This is a genomic window from Polynucleobacter sp. AP-Nickl1-40-C4 (genome assembly GCF_035012665.1).
In the GTDB taxonomy this organism is placed as follows: domain Bacteria; phylum Pseudomonadota; class Gammaproteobacteria; order Burkholderiales; family Burkholderiaceae; genus Polynucleobacter.
In genome coordinates this window covers 157,430-176,065 of record NZ_JAYGQR010000004.1, presented here as the reverse complement: position 1 = coordinate 176,065, position 18,636 = coordinate 157,430, and the positions used below count along the sequence as shown (strand labels likewise).

General features: G+C 46.4%; 16 protein-coding genes. All 16 read left to right on the top strand.

The genetic code is table 11. From position 1 onward, the window contains the following. The first annotated feature begins 7 nt into the window (after positions 1-7). The 16 genes from rsmH (at position 8) to lpxC (ending at position 18,615) form a co-directional block, all read left to right on the top strand. A complete protein-coding gene (rsmH, locus tag VC182_RS06545) occupies positions 8-958 on the top strand; it encodes a 16S rRNA (cytosine(1402)-N(4))-methyltransferase RsmH (protein ID WP_323484878.1) in 951 nt (316 codons plus the stop codon). After that, positions 955-1,221 (top strand): cell division protein FtsL, encoded by a 267-nt coding sequence (gene ftsL, locus VC182_RS06540; protein ID WP_072583399.1) that lies wholly within the window; start codon positions 955-957, stop codon positions 1,219-1,221. The genes rsmH and ftsL overlap by 4 nt, the downstream gene beginning before the upstream one ends. Beyond that, positions 1,218-2,990, top strand: coding sequence for a peptidoglycan D,D-transpeptidase FtsI family protein (locus VC182_RS06535; RefSeq protein ID WP_072583398.1), 1,773 nt, complete (start codon positions 1,218-1,220; stop codon positions 2,988-2,990). The genes ftsL and VC182_RS06535 overlap by 4 nt, the downstream gene beginning before the upstream one ends. Continuing rightward, complete coding sequence (locus VC182_RS06530) at positions 2,987-4,537, top strand: UDP-N-acetylmuramoyl-L-alanyl-D-glutamate--2,6-diaminopimelate ligase (RefSeq protein WP_323484877.1); 1,551 nt, start codon at positions 2,987-2,989, stop codon at positions 4,535-4,537. Before VC182_RS06535 ends, VC182_RS06530 begins: the two co-directional genes overlap by 4 nt. Further along, a complete protein-coding gene (locus tag VC182_RS06525; RefSeq protein ID WP_323484876.1) occupies positions 4,537-5,985 on the top strand; it encodes a UDP-N-acetylmuramoyl-tripeptide--D-alanyl-D-alanine ligase in 1,449 nt (482 codons plus the stop codon). Before VC182_RS06530 ends, VC182_RS06525 begins: the two co-directional genes overlap by 1 nt. Beyond that, positions 5,976-7,145 carry a phospho-N-acetylmuramoyl-pentapeptide-transferase gene (gene mraY / locus VC182_RS06520; protein WP_072583395.1) on the top strand — a complete coding sequence of 390 codons (1,170 nt, stop codon included), beginning with the start codon at positions 5,976-5,978 and terminating at the stop codon, positions 7,143-7,145. Before VC182_RS06525 ends, mraY begins: the two co-directional genes overlap by 10 nt. A gap of 52 nt (positions 7,146-7,197) precedes the next feature. Then, positions 7,198-8,781 (top strand): UDP-N-acetylmuramoyl-L-alanine--D-glutamate ligase, encoded by a 1,584-nt coding sequence (gene murD / locus VC182_RS06515; RefSeq protein WP_323484890.1) that lies wholly within the window; start codon positions 7,198-7,200, stop codon positions 8,779-8,781. Then, positions 8,778-10,049 (top strand): putative lipid II flippase FtsW, encoded by a 1,272-nt coding sequence (gene ftsW / locus VC182_RS06510; RefSeq protein WP_072583394.1) that lies wholly within the window; start codon positions 8,778-8,780, stop codon positions 10,047-10,049. Before murD ends, ftsW begins: the two co-directional genes overlap by 4 nt. Next, entirely contained in the window at positions 10,046-11,119 is a 1,074-nt protein-coding gene (gene murG, locus VC182_RS06505; RefSeq protein WP_323484875.1) for an undecaprenyldiphospho-muramoylpentapeptide beta-N-acetylglucosaminyltransferase, read from the top strand. Before ftsW ends, murG begins: the two co-directional genes overlap by 4 nt. Further along, complete coding sequence (murC, locus tag VC182_RS06500; RefSeq protein WP_323484874.1) at positions 11,116-12,552, top strand: UDP-N-acetylmuramate--L-alanine ligase; 1,437 nt, start codon at positions 11,116-11,118, stop codon at positions 12,550-12,552. Before murG ends, murC begins: the two co-directional genes overlap by 4 nt. Next, entirely contained in the window at positions 12,545-13,558 is a 1,014-nt protein-coding gene (locus VC182_RS06495; protein WP_255538595.1) for a D-alanine--D-alanine ligase, read from the top strand. Before murC ends, VC182_RS06495 begins: the two co-directional genes overlap by 8 nt. Then, the gene (locus VC182_RS06490; protein WP_323484873.1) at positions 13,555-14,412 is read left to right on the top strand and encodes a cell division protein FtsQ/DivIB; all 858 of its coding nucleotides are present in this window, start codon (positions 13,555-13,557) and stop codon (positions 14,410-14,412) included. The genes VC182_RS06495 and VC182_RS06490 overlap by 4 nt, the downstream gene beginning before the upstream one ends. 9 nt (positions 14,413-14,421) lie before the next feature. Beyond that, the gene (ftsA, locus tag VC182_RS06485; RefSeq protein ID WP_072583389.1) at positions 14,422-15,651 is read left to right on the top strand and encodes a cell division protein FtsA; all 1,230 of its coding nucleotides are present in this window, start codon (positions 14,422-14,424) and stop codon (positions 15,649-15,651) included. 48 nt (positions 15,652-15,699) lie between these two features. Then, a complete protein-coding gene (gene ftsZ, locus VC182_RS06480) occupies positions 15,700-17,040 on the top strand; it encodes a cell division protein FtsZ (protein WP_323484872.1) in 1,341 nt (446 codons plus the stop codon). A 112-nt stretch (positions 17,041-17,152) separates the two neighbouring features. Beyond that, a complete protein-coding gene (locus VC182_RS06475) occupies positions 17,153-17,653 on the top strand; it encodes a peroxiredoxin (protein ID WP_323484871.1) in 501 nt (166 codons plus the stop codon). A 47-nt stretch (positions 17,654-17,700) separates the two neighbouring features. Further along, positions 17,701-18,615 (top strand): UDP-3-O-acyl-N-acetylglucosamine deacetylase, encoded by a 915-nt coding sequence (gene lpxC, locus VC182_RS06470; protein ID WP_216121546.1) that lies wholly within the window; start codon positions 17,701-17,703, stop codon positions 18,613-18,615. Positions 18,616-18,636 lie beyond the last annotated feature (21 nt).

Genomic DNA, 18,636 nt, shown 5'->3' with positions numbered 1-18,636 from the left:
GGGTGCCATGAACATAACTCATCGCCCAGTGTTACTGGCCGAGGCGGTGACGGCGCTAGTTGGCGGTCCGCTGATTCAAAATCAAAGTGCAGCAAACAAAATTTTGGTAATCGATGGAACCTTCGGGCGCGGCGGTCATACACAAGCCTTGCTCAAGGAGTTGAATCCTTCGGCGCGAATGATTTCTTTCGACAAAGATTTGGATGCGATTGCAGTGGCGCAAAAAATCAACGATCCACGTTTAAAAATTGTGCACGACAGTTTTGCACACATGGATCAGTATGCAGAGGCGGAATCAGTCGATGGAATTTTATTGGACTTGGGAATCAGCTCACCTCAAGTAGACGAAGCGCATCGGGGATTTTCTTTTCGCCGAGAAGGCCCGCTCGATATGCGCATGAATACCGATCATGGTTTAACTGCAGCAGAGTGGTTGGAGCAGGCGCCACCGGAGGAAATCACTCACGTGATTAAGACTTACGGAGAAGAACGCTTTGCATTTCAGATCGCAAAAGCCATAGTGGCTAAGCGAGAAGAAGGCCTTTCCCCTAAAACGACTACTCAGTTGGCAAGCCTAGTTGCAAGCGTGGTGCGTACTCGCGAAGCTGGCCAAGATCCCGCAACAAGAACCTTTCAAGCATTGCGTATTTTTATTAATCGCGAGTTAGAAGATTTGGAACTCGGTTTGAAGGCGGCTTTGAAATTATTAAAGCCCGGCGCAAGACTTGCAGTGATTAGTTTTCATTCGTTAGAAGACCGCATCGTGAAGCAGTTTATGCAAGCGCATGCAAAAGTCGAAGTGCCCCGTGGGTTACCGGTACGCGAAAAAGACTTGCCACAAAGCGCCCTAGAAATTATTGGTCGAGTTAAGCCAAGCGATGCTGAGGTATCTCAGAATCCTCGTGCCCGCTCTGCAATCATGCGTGTGGCTGAAAAGCGCATGGGAGTATCCGCATGAATCGCGCTACCTTGACTCTGCTCGCATTGCTATTGATTTGCGCCCTATCGCTGGTTGCGGCTCAGCAACGTGCGCGAAAATTATTCATCCTTCAAGAGCGCGCGCAGATAGAAGAGCGTAAGTTAAACCAAGACTGGTTGCGCTTAGAGTATGAGCAGCGGAATTTATCGAAGTCTGCACGTATTCGCGACGTCGCTCGCAATCAATTACATATGTCTCCGATTTCTCCTGAGCGCACCTTGTATCTTAAGGAGGCGAAATGAGACCGGTTGGCTTCTCTACTACGCCAAATTTAGTTTTACGCCTGCCAATGTGGCGGTCGCGTTTGATGCTATTCCTTTTGTTCTTTGTATTCATGATGTTGCTGCTACGAGCATTTTGGATTCAGGGTCCAGGAAATGCGTTCTATGAAGCTAAAGGTGTGCGTGGTACTCAGCGCGAATTAGAGCTACCCGCTAGTCGCGGAAAAATTTTGGATCGTAACGGCCAAGTGATTGCAACGAGCTTGGAAGCCAAGTCGGTGATTGCCTATAACGATACCGTTCCAGATGATTTAGCCGCAGACAAAGTGCAGAAATTGGCAAGTCTTTTGCAAATGAGCGAATCTGATCTGCGCAAAAAGTTGAAAGAAGAGCGCAAGCAGGTTTTCTTAAAGCGTCAAGTTGATCCAGTTGTAGCGCAGCAAATTAAACAGCTAGAGATCCCTGGCATTGGTTTAAATAATGAATATCGTCGCTTCTACCCAGAAGGTGAGGCGATGGCGCACGTGGTTGGCTTTACAAATGTGAATGATCTTGGCCAAGAAGGAATAGAGTATTCAAGAGAAGAGCAGCTAGCTGGTCACACTGGGCAACGTCGTGTGGTCGTTGATCGGCTGGGGCGTGTAGTTGAGGAAGTGGGCATTGATCGCTTGCCTCAAAACGGCAAGGATTTGCAGTTATCAGTTGACAGTAAGATTCAATATATTGCCTATAACGCAGTAAAGAGTGCGGTCGAGGAACATCACGCAAAAGCAGGCAGTGCTGTTGTGATTGATACTCAGTCTGGCGAAATCTTAGCTCTTGCAAATTACCCAAGCTACAACCCAAATGACCGCAGATATCTCACGGGAGAGCAACTGCGCAATCGGGCATTGACAGATATGTTTGAGCCTGGTTCTACGATTAAGCCATTTACAGTTTCAGCTGCTTTAGAGAAGGGTGCAATCACACCCACCACGAACATGGTAATTGGTGCGAGTTATTTAGTTGGCAAAAAGCCAATTACTGACACACATCCCAACGGCAATTTAACTATAGCGCAAGTGATTCAAAAATCCAGCAATATTGGCGCCGCCAAGATTGCAATGAATTACCTCACGCCTGAAGAGATGTGGGATATGTATAGCGCCGTTGGCTTTGGCCAGACTCCAAAAATTGGGTTTCGTGGCGCAGTGGCTGGCACTCTTCATCCTTATTCAAAATGGGTGGCAAGCGATCAAGCGCGCATTGCATTTGGATACGGCTTATCAGGTTCATTATTTCAAGTGGCTCGCGCTTATACGATCTTTGCCCGTGATGGGGAGTTGGTGCCCATCACGATTGAGCGCAGCCCCGAATTTAAGCCTGGAACCAGAGTGATCTCAGCCAAAACTGCAACTGAAATGCGTCAAATGTTGGAGACGGTCACTCAGCCTGGTGGAACGGCTGTCAAAGCTCAGGCGGATGGATATCGCGTAGGTGGTAAAACGGGCACTGCACACAAGATTGTAGGAAAAGGTTATGGAAATAAATACTTAGCGTATTTTGCTGGTATCGCGCCTATTAGTGAGCCACGTATCTCGGTGGCGGTTATGATCGATGAGCCTACTGGGGGGAGCTACTACGGAGGTGATGTTGCAGCACCCGTATTCTCGACAATTGTTGGGGAGACGCTGCGTTCATTAAACGTCTTGCCAGACAACAAAGTTAAGCAAATGGTGTTGGAAGATAAAGCCCCAGAAGAAATTCGGCCAGCAGCTGCACACGCTCAACATGTGGTTTTGAAGCGATGAGGGTGGATTTGAAAATAGACACCAATCATTTGATTGACCACTTACATACTTTAGCGAACTTCTCCGCAAAAGTATGTGCGGATAGTCGCCAGATTCAGTCTGGCGATATCTTTTTTGCCTACCCTGTAGGTCATGGCAATGCTTTGCGTGATGGTCGTCAATTTATTGAGGCGGCATTAGAGAGTGGTGCAGCCGCTGTGGTCTTCGATCCAGCGGGTACGGGTAAGCAATATTTAGATCATCCACAATGTTTTGCTGTTGAACATCTTGCTACAAAAGCGGGTGAGCTATGTGCGCAATGGTATGGCCATCCGAGTAAAGCATTAAAAATCATTGGTGTCACTGGTACTAATGGCAAAACTAGCATCACGCAATGGTTAGCCCAGGCTTTAGATACTAACAGTCATCACACTGCAGTTTTGGGCACCTTGGGCACTGGGTTCCCTGGTGCATTGGTGCAAACTGGTTATACCACTCCAGACGCACCTAAATTACAAACGCAGTTAGCAGAGTTGCGCAGCGCTGGAGCTAAACAAGTCGCGATGGAAGTATCTTCGCATGCTTTGCATCAAGCGAGAATCGCTGGAACAGATATTCACTGTGCAGTATTTACGAATCTGACGCAGGATCATTTGGATTACCACGGCAGCATGGCTGATTACGCCGAGGCAAAGGCTAAGTTATTTCAGCAAACCGGCCTTGAGCACGCAGTGATTAACTTGGATGATGCTTTTGGTCGTGAGCTTGCCATGAACTTGTTGGCAAAAGAGGGCTTGAAGGTCTGGGCATATGCATTGTCTCAATCCGCGTTCCAAGGATTTGAAAAATTTGGTGATCGTTTATTCCGTATCTATGCAAAAGATATCCTACTGAGTGGAGCGGGTTACAACGCAAGCTTCATTTTTAATGGAGTGGGAAGTGCTCAATTGCATATTCCTTTGCTAGGTGAGTTTAATTTAAGTAATGCGCTTGCGGTGTGGACGGTATTACTTTCACAGGGTATGAGCTTGGAAGTAGCCGCTCAAAAAGTGAGCCAATTAAATCCAGTGATTGGCCGTATGGAGTTAATTCCTTTGGGTAAATCTCAAAAGAAAGAGGGCTTGTTAGCAGTTGTGGATTACGCGCATACCCCAGATGCTTTGGAGAAAACCTTACAAGCATTACGTCCTATTGCTGAGCAGCGCGGTGGAAAAATTTGGTGTGTCTTTGGTTGTGGCGGTGATCGTGATGCTGGTAAGCGTTCGCTAATGGGTGCTGTTGCAGAGCGCAATGCCGACCATATTCTAATTACAAGCGACAACCCTCGTTCTGAAAATCCACAAGCCATTATGGAGATGGTGCGCGGTGGTATTAGCAAGGATGCACAGAACGTTCAAGTTATAGCCGATCGTGCATCTGCCATCATGGCAGCAATTCGTCATGCGGATGCTTGCGATATTGTCTTGGTTGCTGGCAAGGGTCATGAAACTACTCAAGAAACTAATGGTAAGAAATTTGATTTTTCTGATCAAGAGCATATTCGCTTAGCCGCTGGAGGTGGAGCCTGATGTCTATCATGACCACCCTTGCACAAGTACAGGCAATGTTGCCTGGAAGTAAATTACTGAATACTTCTGCACAAGCTGCCCAGGAAATCTCTATTTCTCGAGTAGGTACTGACAGTCGCCAGATCGATCGCAATGAATTATTTGTCGCTTTAGTTGGTGAGCGCTTTGATGCACATGACTTTTTATCCGATGTGACTAAGGCAGGCGCCAGTGCTGCCTTAGTTAGTTCGCAAGATAAATGCCCGCCGGACTTACCTGCTATTTGCGTTTCAAACACGCGTATTGGTTTAGGAAATTTAGCAAAAGCATGGCGGGCTAATCACCCCATTCCTTTGGCATTGGTTACTGGCAGCAATGGTAAGACTACCGTTAAAGAGATGATTGCTTCAATTTTTAAAGCCGCAGTGGGCGAACAAAATACTTTGGTTACCAAGGGAAATCTGAATAACGATATTGGTTTGCCACTGACACTGTTGAAATTGCGCACAACGGATCGCCTTGCCGTGGTTGAGCTTGGTATGAATCATCCTGGTGAAACAGCGCAGTTAGCTGCGATTGCGCAAGCAAATATCGCATTAATTAATAATGCCCAGCGCGAGCATCAAGAGTTCATGGCCACAGTAGCGGCGGTAGCAGAAGAGCATTCAGATGCTATTCGTGCTTTACCAACTGATGGTATTGCTGTATTCCCAGCAGACTCAGAATTTTCAAATGTTTGGCGCCAGGCTGCTGCTGGTCGAAAAGTCATTGATTTTGTTTTGTTGTCTGCTCAGTCTAAGGTTTCGGCTGCTGTGACCGGAAGTTTGCTAAGCAATGGGCATGTACAGATTAAAACTGAACAAGGGGCTACCGAAGTTCAATTAAATACATTGGGTAGTCACAATGTTCGCAATGCCTTGGCTGCGAGTGCGGTTGGTATCGCAGCAGGTATAAGTCTTGAAAAGATTAAGCAGGGTCTTGAATCATTTTCACCAGTAAATGGGCGTATGCAGGCAAAAGTGATTGATTCAAATCACACCTTAATTGACGATAGCTATAACGCTAACCCGGATTCCGTAAGAGCTGCCATCGATGCTTTAAAGCAATCAGGTAATTTATCTTGGTTGATTTTGGGTGATATGGGTGAGGTTGGCAATCAGGGCCCCGAGTTTCATCGTGAAGTTGGTGCCTATGCTGCTGAACAAGGAATCTCAAAACTATTTGCTTTGGGGGAGCAATGCCAATTTGCTCTTCAGGGATTTAACGAGGTTGTTGGTAATAGTGCGACTGTATCTAGTGCAACTCATTTTGCTGATATGGATAGTCTCATTATGCAATTAAGAGATGCTTTGCATGCCCAGTCTAGCGGCAGCAATCAGCACTTAAATATTTTGGTTAAAGGTTCACGGTTTATGCGCATGGAGCGTGTAGTGCAGGCCTTGTTAGAGGAGGCTAAAACATGCTCTTAATGTTGGCGCAATGGTTGCAAGATGATTTCGGATTCTTCCGGGTATTTAACTACATCACTTTTAGAGCGGTGATGGCAACGGTTACTGCATTATTGATTGGTTTAGCTGCGGGACCTTGGGTGATTCGTAAATTAAGCGCCCTGAAAATGGGTCAAGCAGTCCGCACTGATGGGCCACAAACCCATTTAGTGAAATCAGGCACCCCAACTATGGGTGGTGTTTTGATTTTGATCGGTATCTTTATCTCATGCATGTTGTGGGCCGATCTCAGCAATCGATTTATTTGGATTGTGATGATTGTGACTTTTGGTTTTGGTTTAGTTGGCTGGGTAGATGACTATCGCAAAGTAGTCTACAAAGATCCTAAAGGAATGGCTTCAAGAGAGAAGTTCTTCTGGCAAACACTAATTGGTTTATTTGCCGCTATCTATCTTGCATTCTCCGTTTCTGAAGTAAATAACCTAAAAGTATTGCAATTATTTTATGAATGGTTAAGAAGTGGATTTGCTTTAGATCTGCCTGCAAAAACCAACTTGCTGTTGCCCTTTATGAAAGAAGTGAGCTATCCATTGGGTGTGATGGGCTTCATTATTTTGAGTTACTTAGTAATCGTAGGCAGTAGTAATGCAGTGAACTTAACCGATGGTCTAGATGGCCTTGTCATCATGCCAGTGATCTTGGTAGGGGCTGCTTTGGGTGCTTTTGCTTATGTGATGGGTAATGCGATTTATGCAAAGTATCTCCTCTTCCCTTACATACCAGGCGCTGGTGAACTCATGATTTTCTGTGGAGCTATGGGCGGTGCTGGCTTAGCCTTCCTTTGGTTTAACACACACCCAGCACAAGTATTTATGGGTGATGTGGGCGCGCTCGCTTTGGGCGGAGCCCTTGGCACTATCGCTGTGATTGTTCGTCAAGAAATCGTGTTGTTTGTGATGGGCGGCATCTTTGTTGCTGAGACTGTTTCGGTAATGATGCAAGTATTTTGGTTCAAGCTCACTAAAAAGCATTTTGGAGAGGGTCGTCGCATTTTCCGGATGGCGCCATTGCATCACCATTTTGAATTGGGTGGTTGGAAGGAGACGCAAGTGGTTGTGCGTTTCTGGATTATTACCATCCTCCTAGTCTTAATTGGCTTATCTAGCTTGAAGTTACGGTGAACCAAAAGTAAATATGTTGATTTTAGAAAATACCTTTGCAAATGCAGCCTTCATGAGTGATGAAGGTTACCAAGCTCCGAACCGATTCCTTATCTTGGGATTGGGTGAGTCTGGAGTAGCTATGGCGAAGTGGTGCCTGCGAAATGGTGCCGAAGTCCGCTTAGCTGATACGCGTGAGCAATCCTCTTTTACTGTGCGTCAAAATGCTTGGCTGGAAGAGCTTCGGATTGCTGGCCTCAAAGATGTTTGTTTTGGCCCCCTGGATGAAAGCTTACTTAAGAATATTGACGTGATTGGTATTAGCCCGGGACTTTCTCCGGTGCAAGACCCAACCTATGCTTTCTTGGTTAAGGCTGAGCAGGCTGAAATCGATGTGTGGAGTGAGATTGAATTTTTTGCCCGCGCAATTTCTGCATTAAGTCGTATGGCACAAGCGCAAGAGTTGAGTTACGCAGCTGCAGTATTGGCTGTCACTGGTACTAACGGCAAAACAACTACCACCGCATTAACTGGGCAACTCTGTGAGCGTGCAGGCAAGAAAGTTGCTGTTGCAGGAAATATTAGTCCTGCAGCATTAGACAAGCTCATGAGCTGCTTGGATATTGCCGATCAAATCGTAGATATGCCGGATGTTTGGGTCTTGGAGTTATCTAGTTTTCAGTTGGTCTATACCCATACTTTGAATGCTACGGCAGCAACAGTGTTGAATATTACTCAAGACCATTTAGATTGGCATGGCGACATGCAAGCATATGTACAAGCTAAGTCACGGATATTTGGTATTGATACAGTTTGTATTCTGAATCGTGATGATTCTCTTGTAATGGGGCTGCTGTCTGAAGAGCAAAAAGCAGAGAGAGCCATTGTGACCTTTGGCTCAAATCGCCCAGATGAGCAAGGCGCTTTTGGAATTGAGCATGACTTACGTGCGGGCGGAATAGATTGGCTGGTATGGGCTGAAGTAGATGAGGATGTTGATCCCAAGCCTAAGCGTCGTCGTAAATCTGCAGTAGTTGAAGAAGAGGAGCCGTTGCGCCTCAAGCGCCTTATTCCAGCTGACGCCTTAAGAATACGTGGCAGACATAATGCATTAAATGCGCTTGCATCCCTGGCCTTAGCACGTGCTGCTAATTTACCTATGAATGCGCTGTTACATGGCTTGCGTGATTACCATGGTGAGCCACATCGTGTGCAAAGTATTGCGATTGTTAAAGATGTTGAATATGTAGATGACAGCAAGGGCACTAATGTAGGTGCGACTGTCGCCGCATTGAATGGCTTGGGTAGCAACGAGTCTGGCAAGCGAATTTGGTTGATTGCTGGTGGCGATGGCAAAGGCCAGGATTTCAGTCCGCTACGTGAACCCGCGTTACGTTTTGTGAAGGGCGCATTCCTAATCGGTAAAGATGGCGCTGCAATTGGCGAAGCTCTTGGCTCAGAAATTCAAAGTACAAATTGTGGCGATTTAATTTCTGCAGTTCAGGCTGCTGCCTCAAAAGCTCTATCAGGAGACTTGGTATTACTCTCACCAGCCTGTGCAAGCTTAGATCAGTTCCATGATTATGTTGAGCGTGCTCAAGTATTTGCTGCAGAGGTTGAAGAGCTAGGCATGCGCTTTGAAGGAGTCCAGGTATGAGCTTAAAAGAAAAATTCTTTCCTGAAAATCGACTTGGCCTAAATCGCTTCTGGAATTTTTCAAGGGGTGGAATCGATAACTTCCGCACTGGATTGCGAGATGCTGTTTCAGGTGTAGAGCAAACCCGTTCGCGCATGATGGAATATGACCAGTTACTTGTGTGGGCGGTCTTATCCTTGACCTTGATTGGCTTAGTCATGGTGTACTCGGCTTCCATTACTTTGGCCGATGGACCGAAGTATGCAAATTACAGTAGTAACTTCTTTCTCATTCGTCACGTGATTTCTTTGGTGATTGCGATTGGTGTCGGTATCTGGGCTTTTAAGATACCTACTAAAGTATGGGATCGTTATTCACCAGTCATTTTTGGGTTTACCGTTTTATTACTGATCGCCGTTCTAATTCCTGGTGTAGGCAAGGGTGTGAATGGTGCGAAGCGTTGGATTCCTCTGGGCTTGATGAATTTTCAGCCATCTGAGTTGATGAAATTTGCTGCTGTGATATTTGCAGCAAGTTATACCGTTCAACGCCAGGAGTATCTCCATTCCTTTGTGAAGGGCATGCTACCGATGGGTATTGCAGTTGCTCTGGTAGGTGGTCTGTTGATGGCTGAGCCAGATATGGGTGCATTCGTAGTAGTTGCCTTGATTGCATTTGGCATCCTCTTTTTGGGCGGTATTAATGCCAAGTTATTTGGCGGTTTGATTCTGGTTGGGTTGATGAGTGGTGCAACGATGATTGCGCTTTCCCCATTCCGTCGGGGACGCATGTTGGCCTTTATGGATCCATGGCAAGTAGATAACGCCGCCAATAAAGGCTATCAGTTAACCCATTCATTAATGGCATTTGGTCGTGGCGAATGGTTTGGTACAGGACTTGGCGGTAGCGTAGAAAAACTGCACTACTTACCAGAAGCGCATACCGATTTCATCATGGCTGTGATTGGCGAAGAGTTAGGATTTGTTGGTGTGGTGGTGGTGATCTTCTTGTTTTATTGGATCGTGCGTCGCGCCTTCTTAATTGGCCGCACTGCTTTGCAGTTGGATCGTAGCTTTGCAGGACTTGCAGCTAAGGGCGTTGCCATTTGGATTGGTTGGCAGGCTTTCATCAATATGGGTGTGAACCTTGGGTTGTTACCAACCAAAGGCCTTACTTTGCCATTGGTAAGTTATGGCGGCTCTGGAATTTTGATGAACGCAGTTGCCGTTGCAATGTTGCTGCGTATTGATTTTGAAAATCGCATCCTCATGCGTGGAGGGAAGCTTTGACTAAACCCTCAATCTTGGTGATGGCTGGCGGTACTGGTGGACATATCTTTCCAGGCCTCGCTGTCGCCGAATATTTGCGGATTTGCGGTTGGAAGGTCTCTTGGTTGGGTAATCAAGCTGGCATGGAGTATCGCCTCGTGAAGTCTTGTGATTTTCCATTTGAGGCAGTTCAGTTTAGTGGCCTGCGTGGCAAGGGATTAAAAGCAAAGTTGATGTTACCCATTAACCTCATACGCGCTTGCTATCAAAGCTGGAAAATTATGCGTCGTTTAAAACCGAATGTTGTTTTGGGTATGGGCGGTTACATTACTTTCCCTGGTGGTTTGGTATCTAAATTATTGAAGCGCCCATTGGTTCTGCATGAATCTAATTCGGTAGCTGGAAGTGCCAATCGTGCGCTGAGCAAAATTGCTATGCGGACCTTAACTGGGTTTCCAGATGCGATGGCGCACGCAGAGTGGGTGGGCAATCCTATTCGCGAGGAGTTTGATCATATGTTGGCACCTGCGGATCGATATGAAGGGCGCCAAGGGCCTTTATCTATATTGGTGGTAGGTGGTAGCTTGGGTGCTGCTGCTCTTAATGAAAGTATTCCGGCTGCGCTGTCATTAATTCCAGTAGAGTCACGTCCCAAAGTAATTCATCAGGCGGGCGACAAGCATTTAGCAGATCTACAGAAGCGATATGCCGACTTAGGTGTAGCAGCAGATATTCGTTCCTTCATTGATGACATGCCAGCTGCATATTCACAGGCCGATTTGGTGATTTGCCGTTCAGGCGCCATGACAGTTTCTGAAATAGCCGCTTGTGGCATTGCCTCTTGCCTTATTCCATTCCCATTTGCAATTGACGATCACCAAACTGCGAATGCACAGTTTTTGGCAAATGCGAATGCAGCGATTTTGTTACCGCAGCCATTACTAAACCCGCAAGATTTAGCAATCATGATTCAGAACTTTAATCGCACAGAATTAAAAGAGATGGCATTACGTGCGCATGCTTTAGCAAAACCACAGGCTACCCAGCGTGTAGCTGAGGTATGCGCAGATTGTGCGGGAGTAGGAATATGAAGCATATCGTTCAGCAAATTCACTTCGTCGGTATCGGTGGTGCTGGCATGAGCGGCATCGCTGAAGTACTGTTGAACTTGGGTTACCAAGTTTCAGGGTCAGACTTAGCGGATGGCGCAGTCACTAAACGCCTTAGAGATTTGGGCGCAGTCATTCATATTGGGCATGACCCTAAAAATATTGGTACGGCAGAGGCGGTAGTGATTTCTACTGCTGTTGCAGGCAATAATCCAGAGGTTTTGGCTGCACGCGCGGCGAAGGTACCAGTGATTCAGCGCGCAGTTATGTTGGGTGAGTTGATGCGCCTGAAACAGGGCATTGCAATTGCTGGCACACACGGCAAAACAACTACTACCAGCTTGGTTGCATCCGTTTTAGCTGAAGGTGGTCTAGATCCCACATTTGTGATTGGCGGCAAACTCAATTCCGCAGGCGCCAATGCGCGCTTAGGTCAGGGAGATTTTATTGTGGTCGAGGCAGATGAATCAGATGCCTCTTTCTTGCAATTATTTCCGGCCATGGAAGTGGTAACCAATATTGATGCTGATCATATGGATACCTATCAGCACGATATGGCTCGATTGAAGCAGGCATTTGTTCAGTTCATTCAGCGCATGCCTTTTTATGGTGTGGCAGTGCTTTGTATTGATGATGCTAATGTGCGCGACATCATTCCATTCGTATCTCAGTCCGTACTTCGCTACGGTTTATCGGAGGATGCAGATATTCGCGCAAGCAATGTTCGCGCTGATGGTACTCAAATGCACTTCAGAGTTGATCGCCGCACTGTGCGCAGGCATGGCAATAAGCCGGGCCCATTAAATATCACCTTGAATTTACCGGGCTTACATAACGTTCGCAACGCTTTAGCTGCTATTGGCATAGCAACAGAGTTGGGTGTGGGCGATGAAGCAATTATGAAGGCACTGTTTGACTTTAGTGGTGTTGGTCGTCGCTTCCAGCGTTATGGAGAGATTCCCTTGGTAGGTGGTGGTAGCTTTACCTTGATCGATGATTATGGCCATCACCCAGTAGAAATGGCTGCAACCTTAGCTGCAGCAAGAGGTGCCTTCCCAGATCGTCGCTTGGTATTGGCATTCCAGCCGCACCGCTTCACTAGAACGCGTGATTGCTTTGGCGAGTTTGTTCAAGTTCTCAAAAATTTTGATGCTTTAGTGCTGACCGATGTGTATCCAGCGGGCGAAGCAAAAATTCCGGGGGCTGACAGCAAGAGTTTGATGAAGGCCGCTATCACTGAAGACAAAAATTCTAAAGCCTTATTAGATTCGAGCGCAGTTGCTTATGCTGCAAATGTTGCGGAGATGTCAGAAAAGTTAAGTCAAGTTCTAAAAGATGGAGATGTCTTAATTACGATGGGTGCGGGATCAATTTCTGCTTTGCCACATACGTTGTCGGAGGCGAAGCATGTCTAAGGTAGGTGCTAATTTGATTTCCTGGGGTGATCGCGTTAAGTCCAGCTTGGCTGGCCTAGATCTTAAGTCTTTAGGCCGTGTTGGTGTTTTGCTGGGCGGTAAATCAGGCGAACGGGAGATTTCTCTTATGTCAGGCAATGGCGTATTAGAAGCTTTGCGCGTAAAAGGGGTTGATGCCCATGCTTTTGATACGGGTTTGCGTTGCCCTACCGAAATAGCAAAAGAAAACTTCGATCGTGTATTCATTTCCTTGCATGGCCGCTTTGGTGAAGACGGAACCATCCAAGGATTGCTGGAGTTGTTAGGGTTACCTTATACAGGTAGTGGTGTTTTGGCCTCTGCTCTAGCAATCGACAAAATTGTCACCAAGCAAGTCTGGATTAGTAATGGACTTGCCACTCCTGAGTATGAAGAGCTTACAGCTGATAGCGACTGGAATGCAGTTGTGAAACATCTGGGCTTGCCTTTGATTGTGAAGCCTGCGCATGAGGGATCCTCTTTAGGCTTAACAAAAGTGAAGTCAGTAGACGAGTTGCCAGCTGCATACAAGCTTGCTGCTGGGTTGGATAAAAAAGTGATTGCAGAGACTTGCATTATTGGCGATGAGTTAACTTGTCCGCTAGTTGGTCAAGGCAAGACGGCTGAAGCTTTACCAGTGATCAAAATTATTCCACCGCAAGCAAATTACGATTTTCATAATAAATATTTCTCTAATGAAACTCAGTACTTATGCCCTACTGGGCTTGCACCTGAGGTGAATGCCGCTGTTCAGGAGTTGGCCTTAGCGGCATATAAAGCCTTGGGTTGTCGTACATGGGGTCGCGCTGATGTGATGTTAGATCAAAAGACCGGCAAACCTTACTTGTTGGAAATGAATACTTCTCCTGGTATGACTTCCCACTCTTTGGTGCCAATGGCCGCCAAAGCTGCTGGTATTGAGTATGCCGATCTAGTGCTTTGGTTGCTTAGTCAAACGTTGCAGCAAAAAGAAGGTGCAGCTGCATGAGTAACTTCATGGACCGCTTCGGTGAAATTTTCTCTATGTTGATGTCTCCGCTTTGGAATCATGCGGAGCGCATGGAGAAGCTGAGTCGTTTCCTGCTGCGTTGCTTTGTGGTGATGCTCGTCATTGGTATTTTGGTTTGGTTAAGTCAGCGACCAGTGTTCGCTTTGAAGCAGATCCAGATTGAACCAGTTGCTGGCCAAACCTTGAAACACATTAACAAGCCTATTGTTAAGCAACAAGTTTTAGAAATAGTACAGGGTAATTTCTTCAGCGTTCGCTTAGAAGATGTGAAGCGAGGCTTTGAAAGTATGCCTTGGGTGCGACATGCCAATGTCCGTCGTGTATGGCCAAATGGTCTGGTGGTGAGTATTGAAGAGCAGAAGCCTTTTGGTACCTGGGGAGGCGCTGAGAGTCACGCGCTAATGAATACCCATGGCGAGCTCTTTACTGGACGCGTTTCTGAGGTGGGTGAGGATGTACGTTTAGTCGACTTCTCTGGCCCTGAAGATGCAGGTAAAGAGGTAATGAGTCTTTATGAAAAAGCCAACAATTGGTTTAAGCCATGGGGCGCAGAAGTCACTAGCCTTGCTCTGACTGAACGTTACGCATGGCATGTCAAGCTCTCAAACGGAATGAAAGTAGAGTTTGGCCGCGATGAGGAAAGCTCGGATAAAAATTTAACGGAAGAACGTGTGGCGCGTTTATTTAAATATTGGCCACAAGTACAAGAGAAATGGGCGAATCGAGTAGATGCAGTCGATTTGCGATATGCAAATGGTTTTGCGGTTCATCTTGCTTCTGCAAGTTTGAAAAAGAATGAAGTAGATGGCAAAAAAAGTGAGCTGAAGCAATGAGGAATGGTAATGAGTAAAGACAATCGCGATATTTTGGTTGGTTTAGATATTGGAACTTCCAAGGTTGTTGCCTTGGTTGCTGAGTTAGCTCCTGATGGTCAATTCAACGTAGTGGGTGTTGGTCAAACTGCATCCAAAGGATTAAAGAAGGGTGTTGTAGTCAATATTGAAGCTACCGTTCAGTCCATTCAGAAGGCACTTGAAGAGGCTGAAGTGATGGCTGATCGCCAGATTGTGCAAGTCTTTACAGGAATTGCTGGTAATCACATTGTGAGTTTTAACTCGAGCGGTATGGTTGCAATACGCGATAAAGAAGTTGGCTCTGGAGATGTCGAGCGCGTACTAGAAACGGCAAAAGCAATCAATATTCCAACAGATCAACAGATTCTGCATATTCTGGTTCAGGAATTCATTATTGATGGTCAAGAAGATGTGCGCGAACCAATTGGCATGAGCGGTCTTCGCTTAGAGGTGAAAGTCCATATTGTTACTGGCGCTGTAAGTGCCGCTCAAAATATTGTGAAGTGCGTACGCCGATGTGGCCTCGAAGTTAACGATCTCATCTTGCAGCCTTTAGCCTCAAGCTTGGCGGTATTGACCGAAGATGAGAAAGAGCTTGGTGTGGTGTTGGTTGATATTGGCGGAGGTACAACCGATATTGCAATTTATTGCCAGGGTTCGATTCGTCACACAGCAGTGATTCCAATTGCCGGTGATCAAATTACAAATGACATTGCGATGGCATTGCGCACACCAACGATTGATGCCGAAGATTTGAAAATTGCGCATGGTATCGCTCGTCAAGAGATGGCTGATCCAACCGCGATGATTGATGTTCCTGGTGTTGGTGACCGTGAGCCACGCCCGATGTCTAAACAAGCTTTGGCAGCAGTAATTGAGCCGCGCGTTGAAGAGTTATTCACGCTGGTAAGAGGCCTAGTTCGTGACTCCGGATACGAAGATATGGTTTCTTCTGGAATTGTTTTAACAGGCGGCACAGCATTAATGCCAGGCATGGTGGAGTTGGCCGAACAAGTCTTTTTGAGGCCTGCTCGTATCGGAACCCCTGAATACCGTGGCCATCTTCATGAAGTTTTACGTAGTCCCAGATATGCCACCAGCATTGGTTTGCTGATGGAAGGCCAAGCGCAGCTATTGCGCGGTCGTCGTGTTTCTCAATCAGGCGCGTTGCAAGGTGTTATCTCGCGCATGAAGGAATGGTTTGCAGGAAATTTTTAAGTTTTTTTCGTCGTCGTCAATGTAGTACGTATTTACCTAGGAGGGTATATGGAATTTGAAATGTTAGATCAAGAAACAGCTGGCAAGACCATTATTAAAGTGGTTGGAGTCGGTGGCGCTGGTGGCAATGCTGTCCAGCATATGATCCGTCGCGGTGTTAATGGCGTAGAGTTCATTTGCATGAACACCGATGCTGGCGCATTACAGCGTTCTGAAGCATCTGTGAATTTGCAACTGGGTTCTAGCGGATTAGGTGCTGGTGCCAAACCAGAAATCGGCGCAGCTTCTGCTGAAGAAGCGCGTGCTCGCATTGCCGATACATTGCAAGGCGCACACATGGTGTTCATCACTGCTGGTATGGGTGGCGGCACAGGAACTGGAGCGGCTCCAATCGTGGCTCAAGTAGCTAAAGAAATGGGCATTTTGACTGTTGGCGTCATTAGTAAGCCATTTGACTTTGAGGGTGTAAAGCGCTTGAAGGTTGCGGAGAATGGTGCTGCAGAGCTCGAGTCATATGTAGATTCATTAATTGTTGTGCTCAACGAAAAGCTCTTTGAAGTAATGGGTGAAGACGCTGAGTTTGACAAAGCATTTGCTTGCGCTGATGACGTGTTGCATAACGCAGTTTCTGGTATTGCAGAAATCATCAATGTTCAAGGTTTGATCAACGTTGACTTTGAAGACGTTAAAACAGTAATGGGTGAGCAAGGTAAAGCCATGATGGGAACGGCAACTGTTTCTGGTATGGACCGTGCACGCTTAGCTGCTGAAGCTGCAGTGGCATCACCATTACTCGAAGGTGTTGATCTATCAGGTGCACGTGGCGTGTTGGTAAACATTACTGCTAGCCGTTCATTGAAATTGTCTGAGACTCGCGAAGTCATGGCGGCGATTCGTGGTTATGCCGCTGATGACGCAACCGTAATCTTTGGTACTGTTTATGACGAGAGCCTAGGCGATGCCTTACGTGTAACTGTAGTTGCTACTGGTTTGAATAATCCTCAAGCACGTAAAAACAACCAACCTGAAGTAGTTTGGAGACAAGCTACTGGTACTCATGATGCAATGCCAACGATGGCAGACCTCAATAGCTTTGCCCCTGCTAGCGCATCAGCAGCAATGAGCAAAGTAAGCGTGGATTCTGCTTTAAGTACTAGCGCAGGTTTGGCTCTCACTGGAACAGGTAGTGCTCCAGTAATGGCAGCTCAACCTGCAAGTACTGGCGTTGACTATAGCCAATATGACTTGCCACGGGTTTTTCGTAGCTCTCGTGAAGCGACTCCTGCGCCTACATTAGGTGCGGATAGTTCTCCTCAGGCTAAATCCATGTTGGATAAAGGGGCTGATTACTATGAAATTCCAGCCTTTTTACGTAAACAAGCAGATTAATTAACTGCTTAATACAATAGGTAATTGCGAAATGCCAGCGCGGCGCCCCTCCGGACGACGAATCCCGCGCTTGCGTTGGCATGCTTACTAACAATTATTTATTGGAGATGTCATGATTGCTGTTGGACAAAAATTACCGAACGCTACTCTTTATGAATTTATGAATGAAGAGACAGAAGGCTGCTCCTTAGGGCCAAATGCTTTTGAAGTTGAAAAGCTGGCAGCTGGAAAAAAGATTCTGTTGTTTGCATTGCCTGGCGCGTTTACACCCACTTGCTCTGCAAAGCATGTGCCTGGTTATGTTGAGCACTATGATGCGATTAAAGCTAAAGGTGTTGACGAAATTTGGTGTGTTTCTGTAAATGACCCATTTGTGATGGGCGCATGGGGACGCGATCAAAAAGTTGGCAAAAAGATTCGCATGTTAGGTGATGGCAGTGCTGAGTTCACTAAAAAGCTTGGTTTAGAGTTGGACTTAACTGCTCGAGGTTTTGGTGTTCGCTCAGATCGTTATGCCATGATTATTGAAGATGGTGTGGTGAAGTCATTAGACCGCGAAGCTCCAGGTAAGTTTGAAGTAAGTGATGCCGCTTCCATTTTGAAAAAGCTGTAATTCAAACCCTTATATAACAAATACCCCCTGAATTTAAATACCCAAACATGATGAAGCAACGCACTATCGCCACTCCGGTTAAGACCGTGGGGATTGGCTTGCACTCAGGTCGCAAGGTGACGATTTCTATCAAACCTGCGCCAGTAAATTCAGGGGTTCAGTTTGTTCGGGTGGATACATCTGAACAGTCAGTTGTGCCGGCAACCGCTTTAGCTGTATGTGACACAAGATTGGCTTCTGTTATTCAGAAGGATGGTGTGCGTGTTTCTACAGTGGAACATCTGCTTTCAGCCTGTGCTGGTCTTGGTCTTGATAATTTATTGATAGAGCTTGACGGTGAGGAAGTGCCTATCATGGATGGTAGCGCCGCTTCATTCTTATTCTTAATTGAATCTGCTGGCATTGCAGAGCAAGATGCGCCACGTCAATTTGTAGTGATTAAAAAACCAGTAGAGGTTCGCGAGGGCGATAAGCTTGCGCGCTTAGAGCCATTCTTTGGGTTTAAGTTAGATTTCACGATTGACTTCAAGCACCCTGCGGTGGATAAAACAGGTCAACGTTTTGTGGTTGATTTTGCAGAACAAGCCTACCGCAGTGAAATTGGTCGGGCGCGTACTTTTGGATTTGCGCATGAAGTTGAAGCATTGCGCGAAATGGGATTGGCGCGTGGCGGTAGCTTGGATAACGCGATTGTTTTAGATGAGCACCGCATTTTGAATAACGAAGAACTTCGTTATGAAGACGAATTTGTGCGTCACAAAATATTAGATGCGATTGGCGATCTGTATCTCATCGGACACCCTATTGTGGGAGCTTATGTTGCAGAGAAATCTGGGCATGCTCTGAATAACGCACTTTTGCGGAAGCTTTTAGAAGACCCTAGCTCTTATGAAATCAGCTCCTTTGCTGAAAATAAGGCTCCAGGTGCCTACTCTCAAGAAAGTCAGCCCCTCTTTTTCTAAGGGCGCTGAAGTAGTTTTGAG

Coding starts and splice junctions, on each gene's coding strand:
- rsmH (WP_323484878.1), top strand. CDS start 8: ATGAACATAACTCATCGCCCAGTGTTACTGGCCGAGGCGGTGACGGCG.
- ftsL (WP_072583399.1), top strand. CDS start 955: ATGAATCGCGCTACCTTGACTCTGCTCGCATTGCTATTGATTTGCGCC.
- VC182_RS06535 (WP_072583398.1), top strand. CDS start 1,218: ATGAGACCGGTTGGCTTCTCTACTACGCCAAATTTAGTTTTACGCCTG.
- VC182_RS06530 (WP_323484877.1), top strand. CDS start 2,987: ATGAGGGTGGATTTGAAAATAGACACCAATCATTTGATTGACCACTTA.
- VC182_RS06525 (WP_323484876.1), top strand. CDS start 4,537: ATGTCTATCATGACCACCCTTGCACAAGTACAGGCAATGTTGCCTGGA.
- mraY (WP_072583395.1), top strand. CDS start 5,976: ATGCTCTTAATGTTGGCGCAATGGTTGCAAGATGATTTCGGATTCTTC.
- murD (WP_323484890.1), top strand. CDS start 7,198: ATGAGTGATGAAGGTTACCAAGCTCCGAACCGATTCCTTATCTTGGGA.
- ftsW (WP_072583394.1), top strand. CDS start 8,778: ATGAGCTTAAAAGAAAAATTCTTTCCTGAAAATCGACTTGGCCTAAAT.
- murC (WP_323484874.1), top strand. CDS start 11,116: ATGAAGCATATCGTTCAGCAAATTCACTTCGTCGGTATCGGTGGTGCT.
- VC182_RS06495 (WP_255538595.1), top strand. CDS start 12,545: ATGTCTAAGGTAGGTGCTAATTTGATTTCCTGGGGTGATCGCGTTAAG.
- VC182_RS06490 (WP_323484873.1), top strand. CDS start 13,555: ATGAGTAACTTCATGGACCGCTTCGGTGAAATTTTCTCTATGTTGATG.
- ftsA (WP_072583389.1), top strand. CDS start 14,422: ATGAGTAAAGACAATCGCGATATTTTGGTTGGTTTAGATATTGGAACT.
- ftsZ (WP_323484872.1), top strand. CDS start 15,700: ATGGAATTTGAAATGTTAGATCAAGAAACAGCTGGCAAGACCATTATT.
- VC182_RS06475 (WP_323484871.1), top strand. CDS start 17,153: ATGATTGCTGTTGGACAAAAATTACCGAACGCTACTCTTTATGAATTT.
- lpxC (WP_216121546.1), top strand. CDS start 17,701: ATGATGAAGCAACGCACTATCGCCACTCCGGTTAAGACCGTGGGGATT.